This window comes from Rothia sp. HMSC065D02, from assembly GCF_001815285.1.
In the GTDB taxonomy this organism is placed as follows: domain Bacteria; phylum Actinomycetota; class Actinomycetes; order Actinomycetales; family Micrococcaceae; genus Rothia; species Rothia dentocariosa.
Genome location: NZ_KV820074.1, coordinates 82,771 through 104,716 on the forward strand (window position 1 = coordinate 82,771; position 21,946 = coordinate 104,716).

Here is a 21,946-nt window from a genome sequence, read left to right on the forward strand (position 1 = left end):
CTTTAGATTTTAGCGGTCAAAACCGAGTAATTTATACACAGGTTACGAGATAAACATGACACAATAGATATTATGAAGGGAATTATTCTTGCCGGTGGTACCGGCAGTCGTTTACACCCCATCACTCAGGGTATTAGTAAACAACTCACTCCGGTTTACGATAAACCAATGATTTATTACCCGCTTTCCACTCTTATGCTGGCGGGAATTCGTGACATTCTTATTATCACGACCCCCGAAGATCAAGAACAATTTAGACGTCTTTTAGGGGATGGAACTCGTTTTGGTGTACATTTCGACTATAAAGTGCAACCTTCACCTGATGGTTTAGCTCAAGCATTTATTTTAGGTGCAGATTTCATAGGCGATAATCCCGTTGCACTCGTTCTAGGTGATAATATTTTCTATGGTCCCGGTTTAGGAACCCAGCTTGGAAAATATGAGCAAAAAGACGGTGCAACCGTTTTTGCTTACCAAGTTGCAGACCCGCGCGCCTACGGGGTGGTGGAGTTCGACGAGAATTTTCACGCCGTCTCCATTGAAGAAAAACCGCAGGTACCTAAAAGCGATTATGCTATTCCGGGACTATATTTCTATGACAAACATGTTGTGGAATATGCGCAAAACATTAAACCTTCTCAGCGTGGTGAACTAGAAATTACCGACCTCAATCGTGTATATCTAAAACAGGGTAAACTAAAGGTTGAGGTACTGCCACGAGGTACAGCATGGCTTGATACCGGCACCTTCGATTCACTCGCAGATGCCAGCAACTTTATTCGCACCGTCCAAAAACGTCAGGGACTTTCTATCGGATGCCCTGAAGAAATTGCATGGCGCGCAGGTTGGTTAAGCAATGATGATCTTCACAGTATCGCCACCAAATTCGCCAAAAGCGGTTATGGGGACTATCTGATGCACCTGCTCAAATAGTCACAAAAAAAATTACTGCCCCGCACGGGGTTCACCACTCAAACTCAACACTCTGGAGCAATTTCAGAAATGACAATTTTAGATTTTGTGCGCACCACAAGAGCCAATCTCTTGTTGCTCATTGCTGGTATCGTGATCGGTGCCATCGCAGGGCTCGGCTATTCCCTGTTGCAGCCTAAAGTTTATGCCGCCAGTGCCTCCGGGTACGTGACCGTCGGTCAGAGTGGCACTATTGACGTACTATCCGGCTCAAACGCCGCCAAAGAACGTGCCCGCTCATACTCGGCAATCGTCTCATCAGAAGCAGTCGCCAAGATCATTCAAGAACAGAACTCTAACCTGAGCATCGGGACGATTCGCGGCAGCCTGAGCGCAACTACCGAAGAAAACAGCTCACTCATTAAGGTGCGGGCGACCGCTTCCAGCCCTGAGCAGGCACGGGTTTTGGCGAATTCGGCGCTTCACGCCACCGCTCAGTACATCGAAAATATTGAGAAGAACGGTTCGGGGAACAACAATACCGCCACCCCCGCACCTGCTGGGGAGGAAAACCAAGAAAGCGCTCAGAACAAGGTTTCTTCAACCAACCCGTCCGATACCACCAATACTCTGATTCGTGTGATTCCGCTGGATAACGCCAGCGTGAACCCGCCTCTCGTATCGCCCAACTACATGCAGAACGGACTCATCGGTGCCGGTGCCGGGCTGGTGCTCGTGTACCTGGCGATCTTCCTGCGCCGTTCCGTGGATCAGCGTATCCGCACTCGTGACGATGCCATTAAGGCGACAAACAGCAATATTCTGGGTGTGCTGCCCGTCAGCGATGATCTGGCGGAAGAAAACATCGTGCGTGCAAGCAACGATGACCATATTGCCCACGAATCTATCCGTCAGCTGCGCACGAATCTGCGCTTCGTGAATATCGATAACCCGCCGAGCTCCTTCATTGTGACCTCCGCAGTTCCTGGCGAGGGTAAGTCTACGGTCTCGCTGGCGGTGGCGCGCTCTATGGCAAGCTCGGGGCAGCCGGTCATCCTGATCGACGCCGACCTGCGCCGTCCCACCGTCGCGAAGAAACTGCACATTAACGCCAAAATTGGTTTGACACAGGTTCTTGCCGGTCAGGTTGATATTGCTGAGGCCGTGCACCAGGTAGAGGATTCCAAGCTCTTTGTGCTTCCCGCCGGGCGTATCCCTCCGAACCCTTCCGAATTGTTGGGTTCCGACAAGATGCGCCAGCTTATTGAAGAGCTCTCCAAGGAATTCCTGGTCATCGTGGATGCTCCTCCGCTGCTGCCGGTGACCGACGCATCGCTGCTCTCCCACGCCGTGGACGGTGTGATTATGGTCGGCACCGTGGGCAAGAGCCACCGCGAGCAGATGACCGAGGCGGTTGCCGTGCTGGAGCGTGTGAATTCACACCTCTTCGGTGTGGTACTCAATAAGGCTCCGCGTAAGGGCCTGGGCAATTCCTACTATGGATTTGGTTACGCCAATAGTTATGTAGGTTATGCCAGCTACTACGGTTATTCCAAGGATGGTAAAAAGAAAGTTTCTTCCGGCGCGCACGGAGCTTAAGAAAATTTCTGAATCAGATTCTTGAGTATAAAGGGCGGGAAAATAGGTGGACTATTTTTCCCGCCCTTATATTCAAAGGTTTTCGTTGTGTGAAAGGATATCGTGCACACTACACCGCAGCACAAACCTGGTACGCCGCTCAAGGCGCGTATTATGCTGGCGCACGCCTACTTTCAAAGGCTCGCGAATCTTCACGGAATAGATATTTTACATATCAAAGGATATGCGTTTAATTCCGAAATTTTTAAACCCGATAGACATAGCACCGATGCAGATCTTTTAGTACGGCCTTCTCACGTAAATACTTTTGTTCACATACTTTTAGCTGATGGCTGGAGTATTCAGGCGCATTTTGACACCGGATCCGTTTTTGAACATGCAATGACGCTTTATCACGAATCCTGGGGTCTCACCGATATTCACCGTTTCTTTCCGGGGCTCGGAAAAGATCCCGAACGTGTTTTTCAGCAGCTCTGGGCGGCACATATGCAACGCGAGATAGCGCACCGTTCCTGTGCCGTACCCTCGGTGCTCGATTCCCGGCTGATTGTAGTACTGCACCGCGCTAGGGCTAGTTCCGCCTATAACCCGGATCTTGAGTATCTGCGCGATATTCTCGACTCCTACGACTGGGCTAAACTGCGCGAACGCGCCGCCGAGTTGGATTCTTCTCTCGCCTACGCCGCCGCAATGGGTGGCTTAGAGGCGTACCGTCACGAACGCGACTACCTGCTATGGAAGTCGGTTTCCACGCGGGTGCCGAGCTATATTCAATGGGTGGGCAGGCTGCGGTCGGCACGTGGATTCGCCGAGAAAATGCGCACGCTCAAGAATATTCTTATGGTCAATCAGGATCATTTGGCAATGGAACTGGGGCATAAACCCACGCGCGCCGAAATTCGCACTAGGTTCTTTGAGCGTTTTGGGTTGGGAGGCGGCTCCCGATGAGCCCTACTACCGCGCCGGTGAGGTACCGCATCCCAGAGTATGTTGCCTTCGTACACGCTGAGGAAATTTCCGAATACGCTTCCGTCACGACGTATCTTGCCGACACACGGACCGCGCAGGTTTCGGTGTTGGAGGGGTCAGCATCCATTATTTGGGGTATTTTTGAGGAGCCGTTTTCCCTGCCCGAGGCCCTTGAGCTGATCGCCGAGCTTACCGAGCAGAACCCCGAGGATATTCGCGGGGAGGTTGAGGATTTTGTGCATCAACTCGTCGAAGACGAACTGCTGGAAGCCGTCTAAACCCCGCCCTGCCCCACTATATGAAGAGCCTTGAGAGTAAAGATCTTTACTCTCAAGGCTCTGTGTTTACGCCGGATAGGTTAGGTCTACTTACCTGAGGATGCGGTAAGTTCATCAACCGCCTGGCGTATTTCGTCGATAAAACGTTCCTCGCTAAAACGCGCGATATAGTTCTTAATCGCCTGCTTATCCCACTCTTCGGGGTTGAACTTCCGTATCGCCGCCTCAATCTGTTCCGAGGTCGGCTGTTCAATAAACACGCCGTTGAGGCCTTCGCGGATGGTATCGAGGTACCCGCCCGCGCGGTATGCGATCACTGGTTTTCCGCTTGCCCCGGCTTCTAGCGGGGTAATGCCGAAGTCCTCATGAGATACCGCGAGAAGTGCCAGACAATGCCGGTAGGCAGAACACAGCTGCTCATCGGAAATCCCGGAAATAATGCGCACATTGGGCCCTGAGAGTTTGAGGAGCTTATCTTTTTCGGGTCCATGCCCGATAATCAGCAGCTTCTTACCCGCTCGATTGCACGCCTTAATCGCCTCATCCACGTTCTTATAGGACATCAGACGTGACACCAGCAGAAAGTAGTCTCCCGCAGCCGTGAATTCCTGCAGACCCGCAATCGGTTCTTCCACGCGGGTTGCACCCCCGCAGTAAGGCGGGAAAATAATGGGTACGTCTTTGCCGTACACCCGCGCAATACGTTTCTGAATTGCGGTCGAGTTCGCCACGTAATGTTCCGACCGCGCCGCCGCGCGCTGATCCCAGAACCGCAGCAGCGGGTTTATCACCCGTAACCCCACCCCAATCACACTGTTCTTTTTCTCGTCGCCCAGGTATTGGTCGCGCAGGTACAGCCAACGCGCCGGGGAATGGCAGTACACCAATTTTTCGCCGGTGAATTTGAACCCGTGCGCCCATCCTGTGGTCGAAACTACCGCAACGTGCGCCGGAACTTTCAGGCAGGATGCGGTCAGCGGCAGCAGCGGCAGCGCCAGTCGGTGGTAGCGCCGCAGCAAGCCCACCCGATTGAGCGGACTGGTGATGATAGTCGCATTCTCAAACTCGGGGAAAGTACCTTCAGGATTGTAGAGGGTCGTGTAAATGGGGGCATCAGGGAACGCCCGGTGCAGGGCCAGAACAACCCGCTCCGCCCCACCGCGCTGCGTCAGATAGTCGTGAGCGATAGCGAGCCGAGGGGCGGTGGCAGAACCTGTATCTGCCAAACCTGCAGGCTGAGATTCCGCCGATGTCGGGAATTTTTTTGAGGCCAAAGAACGAATGTGAGCGGATGCGCCGCGCCAGGATTGTGCTACTCGATTCAGCATTAGAACACCTTCCGTGCACGCTGCGGGTACTTCACGCCTGCGTAGGATGCCGCCTCCACCTGAAGCGCTACCAACTTTTCGGCGATCTTCGCGGGAAGTTTCAGGAGTACCGCATCGAGAGTATTGCCTATCCGCCGAATATTTGCCTCGGTACTGACCACCGCGAGAGCCTTCACCGCTGCGCCCCAGAGCCCGTCGGGGTTGGGAGCCGCATGCGCATCTTCGCCGTGTTTACGCACGAAAATGGTGCGCGCGCTGCCCGCGTGCAGGGCGCGGAGAGCTCGCACGGCGGTCGTGGTCGCCTCAGCATAATGCTTCGTTTCAACCGCATCGGAAATTATGATTTTCCCGCCGGCATCAGCGATCATCTTACCCAGATCGACGTCTTCCCAGCCGTAAAGACGATAGGCGGGATCGAAGCCGCCGATAGTTCGGTACAGCTCTGCAGAGACGGACGAGTTTCCATTCCAATAGTGCCAACGCTCGGATTCGGGGGTGCTCAGCGCCGCTTCCTTAAACTTTGCGTCGTGGTAGGTTCCGTACACCTGAGAGTAAGCGGTCTTGGGGAAAATATTGTTCAGGGTGCCGATCACCCCGTCATAGTCGCGGTGTAAGCGAAGGTGGTTCGCCACATAGTCGGGCTCGGGTTCCAGATCGTCGTCGCAGCGAATCAAAATATCCGCATCCGCCGCATTATGCCCGGCGTTGAGAGCCGCCACACGCCCAAGATTTTCGGGGAACACAATCTTCGTGAGGTTCAAGGTTCCGCGGGCGATATAGTCGTCAACAACTTTTTCGCTCTGGTCGATGTCACCATCGAGGACAACGATAACTTGAAAGTCTCGTTCCGTCTGAGCAGAAAGCGCGTCTAAGGGATAGTGTAAAACCCCTGCTCCACCCCGCGACGGGATGATGACGGCTGCTTGATAGTGAGCCATAAACTGTCCTGTAGTTGTGAGAGTGAGTAATTGGCGGGAACAAGCGTGGGCATAGCGAATGCACTAGAGATATTTCTCTAAAAGGTGGCGAACTCGTTCTCTGCCTGAGTCGGGTGAATATAGTTCCTGCCAGCGCCAAAATGCCGCAGAAACAATGTCATTAAGAATATCAGATTCTTGATAGAAAGCCTGAGTTAAATGTCGAATCTTTTCAACGAGGGCCGAGGGATCCTGGGCGGGGTAAATATACGGGTAGTCCTCCCCCACGACTTCGGGAAGGGCACCCGCATCGCTGACGATCACCGGCACGCGGGCACTCATCGCTTCCGCAGCGACAAGCCCAAAGGATTCCGGGGCTTGCGAAGGCACTACCAGCAGATCGACCGTGTCGAAGAGCTTTTGCGGGGTGCTCCAACCGAGACGATCGGTGTAGCGTTCAATATTTTCAAGGGCACGGGACACTTCACGCTCTTCCTCGGCGGAAGCGAAGACGGGCGCTCCGGCAACTACGAGGCGGTATTCGGGGACGGTAACAGTACTGTTGAGGCGCTCGATCGCCTGGCAGAGGACGCCAACCCCTTTGGAAGGTGTGAGTCTGCCAAGGTAGCCGATGCGCACCACCCCGGGGACGGTGGACTTCGCCAGCGAGAGGGGGACTTCCTGCACCCAATTGGGGAAGACGGTCGCACCGGGTACGGATGCCGCAACATACTCGCTGGGAACGAGGGTTTGAAGGGCCTTTTTGCGGGCGAACGGTACTAATTTAGCGTTGGTACCCGTCGGCAGCTGATGTAGGTGCACGATGCGCCCTGCCCGTCCCCCGGTGGCGGCGGCAGGAACCAGCCCGTTACACCACAGGAGCGCATCCCGGTGCACCCGGTGCCAGAGCCGCAGCTGAACCATATACTGCATGCGCGTTTTGGCGGGCAGTACGATGCGTGTGAACCCTTCATCGGCGGCCGCTTCAATGAGATCCGGCGGGTTTGCCGGACCGATGATGACAACCTGGTAACCGAGCCCTCGCGCCACCCGAGCGATATTCAGGAGCATGACTTCGCCCCCGCCTATATCGCCGTTATTGGTGGCTAGGTAGAGTTCTTTACTCATCTCGGGTGTATCTTTCTAGGTTTTCGGTACCGATATGCCAATTATCATAAGTGAATAGTCAAATATTTGGCGATGGTTCTAGGAGTTTTTGATCCGGTTCGCGATATAGGCGGTGATTTTTTCGGGTGATTTTGGCGGTTCGATACGCCGGTCTACCCCCACGAAGTTTTCCGCCTCATACCCCGGCATGCCAAGTTCTCTGTTCCGGGAGATGGCACCCGCGCGAACCGCATAGGCCATGACAATTGCCCAGGTAAAGGTGTAGAAAACCTCGCCCAGGCTCAAACCGCAGATAAGCAGGGCGATCGCTGCGCCCTGTCCCACTCTTTCTTCGACGGTCCAGGAGGTTTTTGAGACGAAGATGCGCATCCCCACAATAATCGTGATAGCGATAACGAAGACTGTCCAGACCCAGCCGCCCTCGGTACGAAGCACTAGATAGGAGTTGTGATACACCCAGTTCCTATCCTGCAGGGGCGCGTAGGCTTCTCCGAGTCCGCTTCCAAAGAACCCCGCAGTTTCGGCTTTTTCCTGTGCCACCGCATCAATACGTTCACGGAGCATATCGGAGCCCACGCGCGAGGCAAACTGCCCTACCTGGGCATAGTCTGTGGCGAGCGTCTGCACAAGCGCCCAGACCCCGCCCAACAGGAACATCCTCACCATAAAGTTGAATCGGGAAGCGAGCAGTACCCACAGCACGCCTACCAGGTATGCCGTGATGGAGGTACGCGAGTTCGTCAGCCACACCACCGAAGTTCCCAGCACGAAGGCGAAAATACGCTCGGGCATAGTGCGCATAATGGCGAAAGCGAGTACACCGAAGATAGCGTATGCCAGGCCCGCATAGTTTTTATCGTGGAGGAAACCCACCAAAACGTTGCCATCCGAGCGCTCGGTGATTCCCAGATAGAAGGCGGGAACGTTGATCAGAAGCGCCGTGAGATATCCTGCGATGGCGGACCTAAAATGCAGCCGCCCCTCGGCAAGATTCCACATCAGAATGGTGGTGAAGATCATGCGAACTAAGCGTTGTCGCCAGTCGAAAGCATCAGCACTGGCGGTATGCAAAAGCGATACGAACATCATGTAGACCAAGCCCAACCACATAATAGTTTTCAGAGATTTAAACCTGCCAAGTTCGTACTGTGCAGGCTTAGTAAGCCCGTAGAGTGCGCCGATAACCACGGCAATCTGGCTGAGGGGCTGGTTAATGACCGGCAGCACGGTAGCGAACACCATGGCACCGAAAATTACGAATTCGGGTATGCGCAGCTGATTGCTGTTGTCCCGCACGTAGTCACCGCTCTTTTTGAGCCCGTGACTAACGCGCGCGGAGAGGTTTGCGCTATCGTTCCGGTGCTGCGAGCTAGGCGATAGCGATGTTCCTAGGTGAGTGCTCATGCTAGTCCTTGATGCTTTTGTGTTTGAGTGTAGAGTTCTGCGATCTGCGCCGTCATCTCGGCGTTGGTTACCCACGTCCATGCTGAAGGGGCCGAGGCTTCACAGTTCCGCATAAGAGCTTCTAAAACGCTATCACAGAATGCGTTCTGGCGGCGGTTAACAAGCTCGTTGGGGGCAAGAATTTCGGGGTTTCCGCCCACGTTGGTTGCCACGGTTTTTAATCCGGCGGCTTTAGCGTCCAAGAGTGTATAAGAACAGTTCTCCCAGATGGATAGCTGAACCACCATATCGCTGCGGCCCATCGCTTCTAGGGGATCGACGAACCCACTGAAGGTTACGGCATCGCTGATATGCAGCTCCCGCACCTGCTGCGCTAGGGTATCGGCAAGGTCACCTTCCCCCGCGATTTCAAGGTGCGCCTTGGGGTACACGGTGCGCAGCTGAGCGAATGCTTCTATCAGCACGTCAATACCTTTTTCGGGCGAAAGCCGTGAAAGCGAGAGGATGCGCGGCGCATCCGGTTCGGTCGGCACGCGATGCTTGTGTACGGCGGCGCGCAGCCGGGGCGCATCCACCCCGTTATAGATGATGCTCACCCTGCGAGCGCCCCATTTACGGCGCATCTGCTCGGCGGTAGAGCGCGAGACGGCAATAGCCGCATTGGTGCCCCACAGACGCACCCGGTGCACCTGTTCCATGAGTTTAGAACGCCAGGAGGTGCCGTGGTAGACGGCATCATCCCCCGCGATTCCGTGCTCGGTAGTGATGAGCGTGGGAACGGTCAGTGAGCGGTTGGCAAGCCGCCGCATCTTGAGGGAGTTGATGACGGCGGCGGCGATAACATCCGCATAGGCAAGGTGACTGTGCACGATAGTGGGCTTCTCTCGTTCAATCACGTGTGCGAGCGAGGCGAACGAGGTTCTAAAACCGCGGCTCGGTCCGAAGGGTACGGTGTGAACGGGAATATTAAGCTCGCGAAGGCGCTCGGTGAGTTTTCCCTCGGGCGCGCAGACAACCAGGCGATACCCGGGAATACCGGTTTGGGCAACGTCAAGAACATGTCGCGCCACTCCCCCGAAGTCGGGAACCGGAACAACCCAGAGCACGGTCAAAGTCTTGGCTGTACTCATGCCCCCACCAGCTTTCGTGTCAGAACGTTACGCAGGGCGGCAGAAACTCGTGTCTCAACCGTACTATGCACGCACCACGCCCAAAGTAGAACCAGCGTGAGAGCCAATATACGCGCGCCCCACGCCCCCGCCCAGGGATAGAACATATCGATCAGCATATAGCCAAGCATCGCGTGCCCCAGATACAGGGGGTACGATATTGTGCCAAGCGCGTGCAAGGGCCCGCGCGCCAAAAACGGCACGTGGCGCACATAGATAACGGCAAAAAACACCGCACATATGATGGCGACTCCCACCCCGTGGGCGCTATCGTGCATTAGGAAGGCATTGATAGAGGCCGCCGCAACGCAATACGGCATCAGCCAGGTAAACCTGCGGTCGTGGCTGTACATAAAGAACACCATGCCCAGACTAAACAGAGCCGCATGCTCGGCAACTACGCCCCACACCAGCATTTTGGGGGCACCCGTCAGGGACGCCTCCGGGTGGAATATGCAGCAGATGAGCAGCCCTAAGGTTGTCCAGCAAAAAATACCGATCGTGATCTCGCGGCGATATATTTTTCCGCGCCGCACAGCCAGGTAGAGCCCCATGAGCAGATAGAACTGTAACTCGATGGCGAGCGTCCAATACACTTGATCGACATTATCGACCAGCATAAAACGCTGCATCATCGTCGCATTAACCAGAGTCTGCGCCACCGTAATATTCCGGTCGGGATTACCGTAGAGAAAATACACAGCCGCGGCAACTGCGAGCGCCAGCCAGTAGGTTGGGTACAGGCGGGCGAAACGCGAAATACCGAATTTTAGGGCGGAACCGCTTTTGATGGCGCTCAGCAAAATCACGTACCCCGAGATGATGAAGAAAAGCTGCACCCCTAGTTCTCCGAGCGGAATAGAGTACGGTTCGGGGGCGATGCGTGGGTAGTTCTGCACGGCGGGGTACCCGAAATGGTAGGCCACAACGACCAGTGCTGCTATTCCGCGCAGCCCGTCGAGTTCGCTAAATCGTCCGGGGGTGATAAAGCTGTTGTCGAGTACTTCGCCGGGTTTTCGGGTGTGCTGAACGGTTCTTGGTGGTGTCACGAAACCGACCTACAGCCACTTTTCGAGGCGGTCTAGGGCGGTGAAGAAGCCTTCGCCGTTGTTGATATGCCCCTGCCAGATTTCGGGGATAAACGATGCTTTCGGCGCCAGCTCGCGCAGCTGCTTGCCCAGTGCAGCCCAATCGACATCGCCTTCGCCCACCTGCACACCTTCGCCGTCTACGCCGATACCGTCGACCAAGTGCAGGTGGATGGAGTGCGGTGCCAGCTGTGCTACCGCCTCCGACAGAGGAATTTTGAGGAAGTTGCATGCAAGCATGGTGTGTGAAATGTCCAGGCAGAGAGCGCTGTCGTAGGCGCGCGCGAATTCGGCGGTGTCCTGCGGGTCAAGGAAGAGGTTGTGGTACTGCTGCCCGCCCATCAGCCAGGGGTAGGGCGGCAGAGTCTGTGCTGCTAGGCGCACCCCGGCGGTATCTAGCCGTCCCAGGGCTTCGCCGATGCGCTCGTATTTTGCGGCTCGGGCGCTCGCCGGGATGTGCTTATCTTTGGTGAAGCCGCCCATCGTGACGACCATAACGGGGTCTTCATCCACCGTGAAGTAGCGGGTCAAATCGCGGGTAATGTCGATGGTGCGCTGCACCTCGGCGATGGAGCGTTCCCAGACTTCGGGGTCGCGGGAGGCCAGATCGACCAGGAAGTCCCCGGCGAAGAGGTCGGGCAGGTGGGTCGTGAAGCTCATAGGCAGTTTCTTCTCAAAGACCTCGTCAATATTGATGTCAAGGTCTTTGTAAGAGAAGTGGAATTCGAGGAAATCCGGTGTTGCCTCTTCAATCAGAGGTTTGTAGTCGTGGTAGCGCACCGGCAGGCCCCAGGGGCGTTCGAAGGTGAAGTCGCGGCGGGTTACGAGGTCGTCCTTCAGATCGCCCTCAAAAAAGAACGATCCTTCTTCAACGTCGCGTTGGATGGTACGCCCGAGCAGCTGCGGCAGGTAGTTCGGCTGCAGGCCGCGGCCGGGTGACTTGACGGCCACATCCGCCTCGGTGATTACCTCACCTTTGGCTATGCTGCGGGTCGCAACCAGTGATTTGGCCAGGTTCACGCGGTTCATCAGCTCACCGGTGGAAACTTCACGGGGCGCGGCCGTGCCGATGGATTCCTCAATGTCACGAATCTGCCGCACCATCGCCGCGAACTCTTCGGGCAGCAGCGATACAGTGTGATCGTTGCCTTCCAGGGTTTTATCGGTCGTGAAATGCTTCTCGATAATCTTCGCACCGCGCGCAACAGCAGCCACGGGCACATGGTAGCCGCGTTCATGCCCGGAATAGCCAACCAGGCATTGGCCGATCTCGGCGAGGCGGTCCATATACGCCAGGTTCACGTCTTTGAAGGGTGCCGGGTAGGTGGATTGGCATTGCAGCAGGGCGTAGGATGCGCCCGCTTTACGCAGCAGGTTCACCGAGTCCAGGATTTCTTCTTCGCGACTCATACCGGTGGATACCAGCATGGGCAGCCCGCGCGATGCAACATCACGCAGCAGTTCGTGGTTCGTCAGGTCTGCAGAGGCAATCTTCATGCCCGCAATACCGTAATCGACGAGCGCCTGCACGGATGGAGCATCCCAGGGGGTGCACAAAATATCCAGACCATGCTCCTTAACGTGGTCGAATACCTCGTACATCTGCTCAACACTCAGCGAGAACCGTGAGAGCAGATCCAAGGTGTACTGCACACCCAAGTCTTCGCCCGCAGTGGCGCCGCCGCGCTGGCGGTAGAGCGCATCCAGATCGCGCAGCTGGAATTTCACGGCGTCCGCACCGGATTCCACCGCGAGGTCCACCAGCTCTTTCGCGAAGTCCACGCTCCCCTGGTGGTTATTACCGATCTCGGCGATGATGAAGGCGGGCGCATCCTCGCTGATGGTGTGCTTTCCGATGCGCAGCACGTTCTGCTCGTCCATCGCCAACGCCACCAGATGGCCGCGTTCGTCAATAAGTGGAATATGTTCGATACCGCGCGCGAAATAGCCGCGCAAAGATTCTGGGTCGCTATCGGCGGGGGCGGTCTGCGGGTTCGTATTCGCCGCCGCCAGTGCACTGGTCTCTAGGGATGCGGTGGGATTGGCGACCAGCCAGCGTCTGAAGTCCCCGTCCGAAAGCGAACCGCGCAAGATGCCGGATTCGTTGACGAGAAAGATAATGCGCTGACCGTTGGCAGAAATTTTGTGAAGCGCAGTCAGAATCGGGTCTTCGGCGAAGACCACATAGGGCGCGATATTACGTTCGATAATCACGGTTTATGATGCTTTCTTCAAGAAAACTTGTGTTTAGTGAGAGTGAGTGTTGGATCTTTTGACGCTGAGGCTTAGCTTCTTACGCCGGGTTGGCCCTCAAGAATCTGCTTGAGCTGATGCTCGGCGACCGCAAAATCAATAGGGGCATCAATATCGACGCCCTCGACCTCATGAAGCGTGAAAAGATCAATGGTTCCTCCAGGATACCCCGCCAAACGGTTGTGGTGCTCGGTGTACACGTGAGTTTTGGTGATATAGAGCGAACCGTTCTCCCGGTACCGGAAGGTTTCTCGTGTGAGTTCCTGGCGGCGCGGGCGCGCCATAATCTCGAACTCTGCGGTAGGTTCAGCATCCGGGTGCCACCGCCAAATAAACGGGCCGATCGGGATAACCCCAACCAATGAATCTTTGCCGTTCTCGGCAAATTGACGCACCGCGCGGGCCAAGGTGCCGGGCAGGCGTACCGGGCTGGTGGCTTGCAGCAGCATGACCGCATCCGGCGCCCAGCCTTCGCCCGTGTAGAAGTCGATGGCGTGCTCGATCACCGGTTCGGTGGCTGTGGTATCTTCGGCAAGATGCGCGGGACGCATGAACGGAACCTCGGCTCCGTAGTGGCGGGCGATAGCGGCGAGTTCTTGGTCTTCGGTTGAGACCGCAACCCGCACCTCGTGCTCCCCCGCCAGTTCGTCGCGGGCGGCGAGCGCCTGCAAAATAGTCCACGCCACCAGGGGTTTTCCTGCGATCTCGCGCAGGTTTTTACGCGGTATGCCTTTGGATCCGCCGCGCACGGGAATAACGCAGAGAACTCGCATTAGTATGCCTCCAGGTAGTCGATGATGAGCTGAGCGATAGTGTGGGCGGGCTCGACTGCGGGTTGTTCGGGCGCTGGCGTGGGTTCTTCGCCCCAGCGGTTCATGCCGTAGCGTGCCCAGAATTCTTCGAGCCAAGCGGGCGGGTTCGGGTGGTATACCCATGCCGGAATACCGCGGATTGCGGCCTCAAGCACGCCGGTTGAAAAGACTGAGACTACCGGGTTCGGCACCTCGTTCAGGGGCGTGGAAGAGCGATCTATGGCGATGCCTTCTATCTCCCAGAGCGCGTGGGTGGCGCAGGAGAGTTTATCGGTTTCGCTCGGATGCGGCCGGTAGATGCCGTCGTGGCGTTTCAAAAAGCTGTGCGCGGCGCGGGCGAAGGATGCGCGCGGTAATTCCGCACCATGCATCTGCCCCAGAAATAGGATTTTGCCCAGGGATTTGGTGGTTTCGCCGTGCGTATTTTGGATAGCGCGGTAGAGCAGCTGTGAGCCGACGGTATGCGTCTGCACATCGCGACGTCCGGAAGCCCAAAATTGGGCGTCCTCGTCACTGAAGGCGAGCAGAGTTGAACCGATGGGCAGCGGCGGGGCGTGCGGAACCAGTAGCCCGTGCTGTACTACCCAGTAGGCTATGCCGCGTTCGCGGGCGAATCGGTAGGCCGCGTGACCGCGCGGCAGGTAGTGCCCTAAAGACAGTACGAGGCGCACGCCGGGCAGTTTTTCGGCGAGCTCATCGGCGCGTATCGGGGTTGCGGTCCAGTCTTTGCGGCTATAGCGTGTGCTGGCGTATTGTCCGTTGAGATATTCTGAAGCGTCGCTCGGGCACCAGAGCGCGACCCCCACCCCTTCGAGGTGTTTGAGCGGTTCCAGTAGGGCGTTGCGACTTGTGGGTGAGAACGAGTCGAGCACGATCAGTACCCGCGGTATTGCCCCACGCGTATAGAGTATGCCGGAGACCATGTCCTGTTGGTCACCTCTGCGGGCGTGCACCATGTTTTGGGCGTGTCCTTTCACCCAGCGCAGGGTTTTTTGGCGCTGCTGCCAGGCATGCCAGGCTTCGAGATCGACGGGGTAGTTTAGGCCCATAGTTTCTCCAAAATTTTGACGCGATCATCGAAGGTATGCTCGGCGAGGGTGCGTCGCTGCCCGGCCTCACGGATTGTATGCGCCCAGCGGGGTTCACGGAAGATGCGGGCGCACAGGTCAATAAGTTCTTCGGTACTCTCGTAGACCAGTACTTCGCGCCCGGGTTCGTAGTAGCGCGCCACATCGGCCCGGTCGATCAGGTGAAGTGCTCCCACTCCGGGGGCTTCAAAGGTGCGCATCGTGAAGCCGTCTTGGTTGTGGTGGATATTCAGGGTCGCCGGTGATGATGCCATGACCCCGTAGGCGGCGGATCGGTCGATATCGCGGTGTGCGGGAATTCCAGTGCCCTTGAATCTGCGGGTTCGGGCTATATCCCAGGGGTGGCGCGACCAGTCTCGCCCGTAGGCGCGCACGGGTATCCCCGCCTCGTGTAGGGCACGCAGCGTATGCTCACGGTTGGGGTAATTCGCCCCAACGAAACTGATGGCGTCTTCGGTAACCGGCGCGATCGTGCAGTGCGAATCGTAGGCGTTGGGCATATCCAAGACGGCGTACCCTAGGGAGCGCAGGTATTCGGCGTCCTGCGGACTGTAGCTTGCGAGCGCTCCGAGGCGCGGTAAATCTTCCAGGGTGTATGACATGCGACGCAGCTCGTCGTAGAGCCAGGTTCCGTAGCGCACCCCGGATTCTTCAAGTTTTTGCCACCAGGTATCCCCCAGCAGGTCCCCTTTGATGACGAGCACGATATCGGGGCGATACTCCTCAAACGCGGCGATAGCACGAGCGGTCGCCTGGACCGCGGCGGATGCGGGCCGATATTTTTCGGGCAGTTCATGCGCGAGTTTATTGCGGATACGGTCGGCAACTGTGCCGGGAGCATCGTAAATATGGGTGCGAACCTCGTATCCGGCAACGCTTAGCGAAGCCTCAATAGCCTTCCAATACCCGTGGAACGCTGGCGAAACCAGCAGAATCGTGGGGGCTCTCATCTCGTGTATCCTTTGTGGTTCTTCTCTGTCCTGTGGTCCTTCGTGCGGGAAAGCCAGGTTCGGCGCGATTACCCGACTAGTTTTCGTGCCGCGTTCCCCGCCGGATCAGCTCTAGTTCGTGGTTCAGAATCTCGCGCGGGTTCACTCGGTGGTTTCGCAGGGATCGCACCAGGTTGAAGCCGTAGTTGGCGTAGCTGGTGAGGGTTAGGGCGCGGCGCAGGTTTTTCTCGAATCCCCATTTTTCGGCGTAGATAAACCGTGCGGTGGTAAGCCATTGGCGGCGCCGGGCTGAGGGGCTGGATGCGCCTCCTTCGTGGGTGACCGTCACCTCGGGCACCAGGATGCGCGGCACCCCAATCTCGGCAAGGCGGCGCTGGAAGTCTACTTCTTCGCTGTTCATGTAGAAGCGCTCGTCCATGCCTTGTACCCGTTCATATACCGTGCGGGGCACCATCATGCAGGCGCCCATAACCCAGTCTGTTCCGTGGGGCCTCAAGGCGGTGCAGGCACTTATATCGTGCCCTACCCCGCGATGCCACAGGCGTGTGGGTTTGAAGCGTGCCAGGGGTGTGAACCATTCCCACACGATATGCCCCACGGTGGGGAATTTGCGGGCTACCCACTGGTGGTTTCCGTCGTGGCCGATTACTTGGGGGCTGGCAAGTGCCTGCGGATAGACGGCGAGCGCCGTGAGCATTGAGCTGATGAAGTTTTCGCCGAGTTCAAGGTCGCTGTTGAGGATTATCAGCCAGTCTCCACGTGCGCGTGCAACCCCGGAGTTTACGGCACTGCCAAATCCGCCGTTGCGCTCGCGGCGCACGATGCTCACGCCTTCGGTGTCGGGGAAGGGTACGGGTGAGCGGTCGTCAGAAACGATAATCTCAAGATTTTCGGGGGTTATTCCCCGCTGCGCGCGCAGGCTGGCAATTAAATTCAGTACGGGAGCAGGTTCGCCATAAAAGGGAATAATGGCGGAGATAGTTTCTGCTGACGAAGTCACAAAAATGCTTTCTGTTGCGGTTTACATCTATGTTCCGGTCATCAAACATTGTCTGTAAACGTATGTGTTTATTCGTGAGGAAACTCTCGGCATACTGTGCATAGTTGTTACCGTCATATCCTCGTGAGTGAGTGTTACTTTATAATTCTAATATAGTATCGACATATCAGGTGACTATACAGCGTATTTTGCCTCATAATAAAGGTATTGCGTGTGTAAATCCCAGGGAGTTATGTGTGAATCGTCGTTCTGAGTCTGAAGATAAAACCCGGTTAACAGAACTTGAGGGTATGCGCCCGCCGCATGTTGAAGCTTATTTTCGCGTGATGGGGTTTCTACGCCCCGGTATTGCACGGGTTTTGGATACAGTTCGCCATTCTCGCGAGAAAGTGTATATTGCGCCTCCTTTTTCTCGCGGCGGTAATTGGCTTTATCTGTTGGCGGCCGTTGATGCTGACCGTCGCGCCGATGCTGGGGATTTTTCATATATGCTCAATACTGCTGGTTTAGAACCTTGGCTTACAGAATTTCCTGCTTTGCAGGAACTCATGATGGATCCAAAAGATTTTAAGTTTTTACACCGGCGTTATTCTGGTCTTGATACCAATGTAGAAGATAGTTTTGCGCCCGGTTCTCTTGAGATTTTTGCCCGTGAACGATTACTTTCTTCTGAGAATTTTAGGCAGCACATTCTTACAGTAGGCAATATTGTAGGAAGCAATACGGTGGTGCTCAGTATTCGGCGCGGTGATTATTATTCTGTTCCCGCAATTCGGCAGCGTTATGGTATTAATACTGTGGCCTATGTACGTGAGGCCCTGGATCAGGTGCTTAAACGTATGAGTCCCAGTAATTTTGTGGTCACAAGTGATGATCCGCAGTGGTGCCGTGAAAACCTGAGTTTCCTCGAAGATATTGCCCCGGTAATCTACGATAAGACCGGCGAGGGTATGTTCGCGGATTTAGCGGTTCTTGCGAAGGCGCGCTGGCTTATTCTTACGAACACTACGTTCGGGTACTGGGGTGCTTATATGGCGCAGGCAGATCACCCCGTTGAGGTGTACGTACCGAATGCCCACGAGTACGATGCGAAAACCCGCCAGCCTATCGTGGTGCCCGGAACCGTAAGGCCGCATCCGCATTTCTCCCGTTGGCATGCGGTTAAGCCGCCGCATGGGGGTACCTGGCTTCTGCCTGAAGAAGGCGATATCGCGTAAAACCCTATAACTTCACTCTTTCACAACTCACTCATACTCAAGCACGGAAGATAACCCATGAACATCAAATTTCTCGCGCCGTTTAAATTTTCGCAGCGAATCGTATCTAACTCCCGTAGTTTTTTCTCTGGACGCCTTGAAAACTCGCGCTTTAAACCCCGTTTTCTAGACCCGGCGGTTCGCGGACTTCGCACTGGAAAACATCGGCTTTTTCTGGCGCAGCGCGATCTGCGTACCCGGCGTGAGGCACGTGCCCTGCTGAGCTCGGGGGATTTTAAGAACCGTTACCGGGAGCTAGAGAAAACCTTTGAGCTCCCTCCCCTGCCCACGACCAAGGGCGTGTGGGCGGTCGCGATGGTCAAGAATGAGGCGGATGTGCTCGAACGTTCCCTACGGCACCTGCATGCCCAGGGGGTGGCGCGCATCCTGGTGGTCGATAACGGTTCAGATGACGGTACTTTTGAGCTTCTTCAGCGACTTAGCCGTGAACTGCCGCTGAGCGTGGGGCGCGATCGGGAGCCCGCCTACTATCAGTCCGAGAAAATGACCTATCTGACCCATCGTGCCCAGCGAGCCGGTGCCACCTGGGTAGTACCTTTCGATGCGGACGAGTTCTGGTTCGGCGTTGAAGGTACGCTTGCCGAGGTTCTGTCCACCAGCAAAAATACCGTGGAAATCTCGCAGCTCTACAACCTGTTTCCTACGGCCTCGGGAGACCTGGTGCTCGATACAACCGCGCATTTTGACCCTAAGGTGTGCTTTAAATCCTGGCGGTCATCGGTCGTCACTATGGGTAATCATCGGGTGCTTCGGCCTGGGGCACAGGGCACCGATCGGGTGGTTATCTTACATCTGCCTTGGCGTTCACGGCAGCAGCTGCAGCGCAAGCTCATGCAGGGGGCAAAGGCGCTTGAGCTCACCGATTTGCCGGAAGATTTGGGGTATCACTGGCGTAAAAATGGCGAGCTGAGCGAGAAACAACTTGCCGATATTTGGTTGGATCTTATCGCGGGCAGGCCCATTCCCGTAAATCTTGCGTGGCAGCCGCGCGGAAGCCTCTACCCCCTAGGCAGCGATATACCGCAGGATGCGCACAGCCTTAAACCCTTCCTTGAAGCCCGGCCGAAGACTGCCTAAAACTAGCAATAGACCTGTGCCCGCCTTCCCCAAGATTGGGAGGCGGGCACAGTCCTACTGTTTTCAGGTCGATTCGCCCGACTACTCGGGAAGCTGCCCTAAACGCACCAGATTGGCGAACTCTTCGTTCTGCTGCTGCACCTGCGTGAAGGTTCCCTGCGCGGCGATTTCGCCCTGCGAAAGGTAAATCAGCTGATCCACATTGCGCACCGTCGAGAGGCGATGCGCCACGATAATCACTGTAATATCCCGCGAGATACGCTCGATCGCCTGGGTAATCTTATGCTCGGTCTCGTTATCCAGGGCGCTGGTAGCCTCGTCCATAATGAGCACGCTGGGGTTGCGGTAGAGTGCACGGGCAATGCCTAGACGCTGGCGCTGACCGCCCGAAAGCCGAACAGCATTGTGCCCGATCATCGTCATCAGCCCGTTCTCCAGGGAGTCCACAACCTCGGTAAGCTCAGCGACAGCCAAGCATTCACGCACCCGCGCCTCATCAATCTCATGCGGTTCAAGCCCGAAAGCAACCGCCTCCAGCACCGTAGAATCGGCGATGAAGACGTCTTGAGGCACATACCCGATGCGCTGAAACCACGCGGGCAGATCCTGCTCGATCGGCACTCCATTGCACAACACACGCCCCTGCTCGGTGCTGAAAAGCCCCAAAATTAAATCAACCAGGGTGGTCTTTCCCGACCCAGAGCCGCCCACGAAGGCGATTGACGTACCCATAGGAATCTGCAGGTTAATGTTCTTCAGCACCGGCTGATCACCGTCGGGGTAGGTAAAGGAAAGGTTCTCCACCGTAATAGTGATGGGCTCAATCTCACGGTTTACGTACTCTGCCTGAATATCAGAGTCGGGAGCAGGCGGAAGGTCGAGCTTCTTCCCCTGTTCATCAAGCATCCCAATTTCGCGGACAAGCTCATCGCTGGGTTTCTCACCGGAACGAATATTACCTAGGGACGCCACAATGCGCGTGTAGTTCGGCAGAATACGGATGCAGGCACCGGCGAAAAGGAGCAGATAGGGTGCGCTATCGACACCCTGAGTCATGCTCATGATCGCTAGAAGTGCGGCGATTCCGAGAATAAAAATAATTTCAAGGGTATACTTTGGAAGTTCTTGAAGGAAAACGTTCCGCATATTCGCATTCACCGAGTCCATGCGCTTGCTCTGGTACCGGTGCAGGTACCGTTCGGTCACACCGTGCATACGAATCTCGCGGAACCCAACCACAGCATCAAGCGCTGCATTCATCGAGCCGCGCGTAGCTTCCAGGATAATCTCGCCCTGCTCCTTATTTTTCCTTCGCAAAACGTATTGAAGCGCAAAGGCAGCCACGCCGAAGTAGGCAAAAGCGAAAAGCGCGGGAAGCGGCATAAGAACCAGCAGCATCACCATGAGCACCACGATGGAGAGTAAATCCCCGATAAAGCTCATTACACCATTTACGAAAGCGCTGTACGCCTGCCCCACAATGTCATTAACCGAGTTAAGCACCGCCGCTGCACCGCGCTTACGGTGAACCAGATAAGGCTCACGCATATAGCAGTTGAGCAGATTCACCGAGGTAATGCTCTGCTGGGTAGCAATAAACCCCAGACTCCAGCGCTTAATAACCAACGACAGTACACCCTTTATGACAAAGGCGAGCACCAGCGCGACGCCAAAAATCACGATAAGCTGCGTGCGGTCGGAGTTGCCGAAAAGTTCCGCGACAGTTCGTAAATACCCGGTAATAGGGGCGCCCATCGCCAGGTTAACGATAGGTAGAATAGCCGCCACGCCCAACATCTCGAAAAGAGACACCACGAAAAGCCCCAGGATATTGAGGATTAAAATATAAAATTTTCGTCCGGGAAAGAAGATTCTGAGTTTACGATAAATATTTTTCATAAAAACCTCACAGAGTGCGCGTGGATGCCTTGAGAATCATAATACGAGCGGGACGTTCGATCGCATGATGTGCAATAATCGCTGCAAGTATAGAAATCACCAAGATTATGAGCATCATCAAGATTCCCCGTGCATCCATGCGAACCATATCGCGCCCTAAAGAGGTCTTGATGAATCGGAAAATAACAATTTCATGGACCAGATAGAAGGCAAAACTCACCTCACCGAAATACACGAGAGAGCGGCGTATCCAATTCCCCGGTACCGGCTCACCAACCTGATGATGCGATTGCGCGCGCTGTATATAAGGCAAAATATCTATTTCATCTTTAACCATCGCAATACCCCATACTTCTGTACGGGGACCTCGATAGTGTACAGATGGCGTGTTAAAAATGCGGATACCACGAATTGCGACGTATTGATCTCGCCATTGTTGAGGGGTTTTACGAGCTTTGAGTGAATAGCTTAGCTGCCCCAGTTCAGTCCGCAGTGCGGTGAGGAATTTCATGAATTGTGCTTTCGTAAAACGGCTGGTGCCGATAAAAAATACACGTAAAATACGTATGTAGATTTTAGCATGCAGATCAGAATTATTTTCAGACTATGCATATTTCTACTTAATCTTTGCGGCGTATAAGACGTATTATGATACATAGTTTTTTCGCGAAAATTTATTCGCGTAAACACTACCGTCGTGTACTCTGCTCGTGCCTAACACAACATCGAGATACACGCTAGGAACCCTCCAAAGACTGACAAATTGTGTTCTACAGGTAAAATAATAGGTGAGTAGCC

Annotated in this window: 19 protein-coding genes; 6 read left to right on the forward strand and 13 right to left on the reverse strand. The window is 55.4% G+C overall.

The annotated features are described in order from the left end of the window. Nucleotides 1–72: 72 nt before the first annotated feature. From rfbA to HMPREF3016_RS01630, 4 genes are all read left to right on the forward strand, one after another. On the forward strand, nucleotides 73–933 hold the full coding sequence (gene rfbA / locus HMPREF3016_RS01615; RefSeq protein ID WP_004006131.1) for a glucose-1-phosphate thymidylyltransferase RfbA: 861 nt from the start codon (nucleotides 73–75) through the stop codon (nucleotides 931–933). Nucleotides 934–1,002: 69 nt separating this feature from the next. After that, complete coding sequence (locus tag HMPREF3016_RS01620) at nucleotides 1,003–2,511, forward strand: tyrosine-protein kinase domain-containing protein (RefSeq protein ID WP_048752898.1); 1,509 nt, start codon at nucleotides 1,003–1,005, stop codon at nucleotides 2,509–2,511. Between the two features lie 102 nt (nucleotides 2,512–2,613). Beyond that, a complete protein-coding gene (locus HMPREF3016_RS01625; protein WP_246828414.1) occupies nucleotides 2,614–3,459 on the forward strand; it encodes a nucleotidyltransferase family protein in 846 nt (281 codons plus the stop codon). Further along, the gene (locus HMPREF3016_RS01630; protein WP_070536177.1) at nucleotides 3,456–3,758 is read left to right on the forward strand and encodes a PqqD family protein; all 303 of its coding nucleotides are present in this window, start codon (nucleotides 3,456–3,458) and stop codon (nucleotides 3,756–3,758) included. The genes HMPREF3016_RS01625 and HMPREF3016_RS01630 overlap by 4 nt, the downstream gene beginning before the upstream one ends. A gap of 86 nt (nucleotides 3,759–3,844) precedes the next feature. Here the strand turns inward: HMPREF3016_RS01630 and HMPREF3016_RS01635 are convergent, their stop codons facing one another. From HMPREF3016_RS01635 to HMPREF3016_RS01685, 11 genes are all read right to left on the reverse strand, one after another. Continuing rightward, entirely contained in the window at nucleotides 3,845–5,086 is a 1,242-nt protein-coding gene (locus tag HMPREF3016_RS01635) for a glycosyltransferase (RefSeq protein ID WP_070739667.1), read from the reverse strand. Beyond that, nucleotides 5,086–6,024 (reverse strand): glycosyltransferase family 2 protein, encoded by a 939-nt coding sequence (locus tag HMPREF3016_RS01640; protein ID WP_070536183.1) that lies wholly within the window; start codon nucleotides 6,022–6,024, stop codon nucleotides 5,086–5,088. The genes HMPREF3016_RS01635 and HMPREF3016_RS01640 overlap by 1 nt, the downstream gene beginning before the upstream one ends. Before the next feature lie 63 nt (nucleotides 6,025–6,087). Next, complete coding sequence (locus HMPREF3016_RS01645) at nucleotides 6,088–7,131, reverse strand: glycosyltransferase family 4 protein (protein WP_070739670.1); 1,044 nt, start codon at nucleotides 7,129–7,131, stop codon at nucleotides 6,088–6,090. A 78-nt stretch (nucleotides 7,132–7,209) separates the two neighbouring features. Beyond that, the gene (locus HMPREF3016_RS01650) at nucleotides 7,210–8,535 is read right to left on the reverse strand and encodes an O-antigen ligase family protein (protein ID WP_246828415.1); all 1,326 of its coding nucleotides are present in this window, start codon (nucleotides 8,533–8,535) and stop codon (nucleotides 7,210–7,212) included. Next, a complete protein-coding gene (locus HMPREF3016_RS01655) occupies nucleotides 8,532–9,665 on the reverse strand; it encodes a glycosyltransferase (protein ID WP_070739676.1) in 1,134 nt (377 codons plus the stop codon). The genes HMPREF3016_RS01650 and HMPREF3016_RS01655 overlap by 4 nt, the downstream gene beginning before the upstream one ends. Beyond that, the gene (locus HMPREF3016_RS01660) at nucleotides 9,662–10,753 is read right to left on the reverse strand and encodes an acyltransferase family protein (protein ID WP_070739679.1); all 1,092 of its coding nucleotides are present in this window, start codon (nucleotides 10,751–10,753) and stop codon (nucleotides 9,662–9,664) included. Before HMPREF3016_RS01660 ends, HMPREF3016_RS01655 begins: the two co-directional genes overlap by 4 nt. Before the next feature lie 9 nt (nucleotides 10,754–10,762). Continuing rightward, nucleotides 10,763–13,006, reverse strand: a complete 2,244-nt coding sequence (locus HMPREF3016_RS01665) for an N-acetylneuraminate synthase family protein (protein WP_070739682.1) — start codon at nucleotides 13,004–13,006, stop codon at nucleotides 10,763–10,765. A 71-nt stretch (nucleotides 13,007–13,077) separates the two neighbouring features. After that, the gene (locus HMPREF3016_RS01670; RefSeq protein ID WP_037231865.1) at nucleotides 13,078–13,818 is read right to left on the reverse strand and encodes an acylneuraminate cytidylyltransferase family protein; all 741 of its coding nucleotides are present in this window, start codon (nucleotides 13,816–13,818) and stop codon (nucleotides 13,078–13,080) included. Further along, the gene (locus tag HMPREF3016_RS01675) at nucleotides 13,818–14,906 is read right to left on the reverse strand and encodes a hypothetical protein (protein WP_048754399.1); all 1,089 of its coding nucleotides are present in this window, start codon (nucleotides 14,904–14,906) and stop codon (nucleotides 13,818–13,820) included. Before HMPREF3016_RS01675 ends, HMPREF3016_RS01670 begins: the two co-directional genes overlap by 1 nt. Next, complete coding sequence (locus HMPREF3016_RS01680) at nucleotides 14,897–15,895, reverse strand: CgeB family protein (protein WP_070739685.1); 999 nt, start codon at nucleotides 15,893–15,895, stop codon at nucleotides 14,897–14,899. Before HMPREF3016_RS01680 ends, HMPREF3016_RS01675 begins: the two co-directional genes overlap by 10 nt. Nucleotides 15,896–15,971: 76 nt before the next feature. Further along, complete coding sequence (locus HMPREF3016_RS01685; protein ID WP_048754401.1) at nucleotides 15,972–16,895, reverse strand: glycosyltransferase family 2 protein; 924 nt, start codon at nucleotides 16,893–16,895, stop codon at nucleotides 15,972–15,974. A gap of 236 nt (nucleotides 16,896–17,131) precedes the next feature. On the opposite strand from HMPREF3016_RS01685, the gene HMPREF3016_RS01690 reads away from it, so the two are divergent. Further along, the gene (locus HMPREF3016_RS01690) at nucleotides 17,132–18,112 is read left to right on the forward strand and encodes an alpha-1,2-fucosyltransferase (RefSeq protein ID WP_048754402.1); all 981 of its coding nucleotides are present in this window, start codon (nucleotides 17,132–17,134) and stop codon (nucleotides 18,110–18,112) included. Nucleotides 18,113–18,169: 57 nt separating this feature from the next. Continuing rightward, the gene (locus HMPREF3016_RS01695; RefSeq protein ID WP_048754403.1) at nucleotides 18,170–19,249 is read left to right on the forward strand and encodes a glycosyltransferase family 2 protein; all 1,080 of its coding nucleotides are present in this window, start codon (nucleotides 18,170–18,172) and stop codon (nucleotides 19,247–19,249) included. 81 nt (nucleotides 19,250–19,330) lie between these two features. Here the strand turns inward: HMPREF3016_RS01695 and HMPREF3016_RS01700 are convergent, their stop codons facing one another. Both HMPREF3016_RS01700 and HMPREF3016_RS11100 read right to left on the reverse strand, forming a co-directional pair. Continuing rightward, nucleotides 19,331–21,148 (reverse strand): ABC transporter ATP-binding protein, encoded by a 1,818-nt coding sequence (locus tag HMPREF3016_RS01700; RefSeq protein WP_048751351.1) that lies wholly within the window; start codon nucleotides 21,146–21,148, stop codon nucleotides 19,331–19,333. Nucleotides 21,149–21,155: 7 nt separating this feature from the next. After that, on the reverse strand, nucleotides 21,156–21,659 hold the full coding sequence (locus tag HMPREF3016_RS11100) for a hypothetical protein (protein WP_048754404.1): 504 nt from the start codon (nucleotides 21,657–21,659) through the stop codon (nucleotides 21,156–21,158). Nucleotides 21,660–21,946 lie beyond the last annotated feature (287 nt).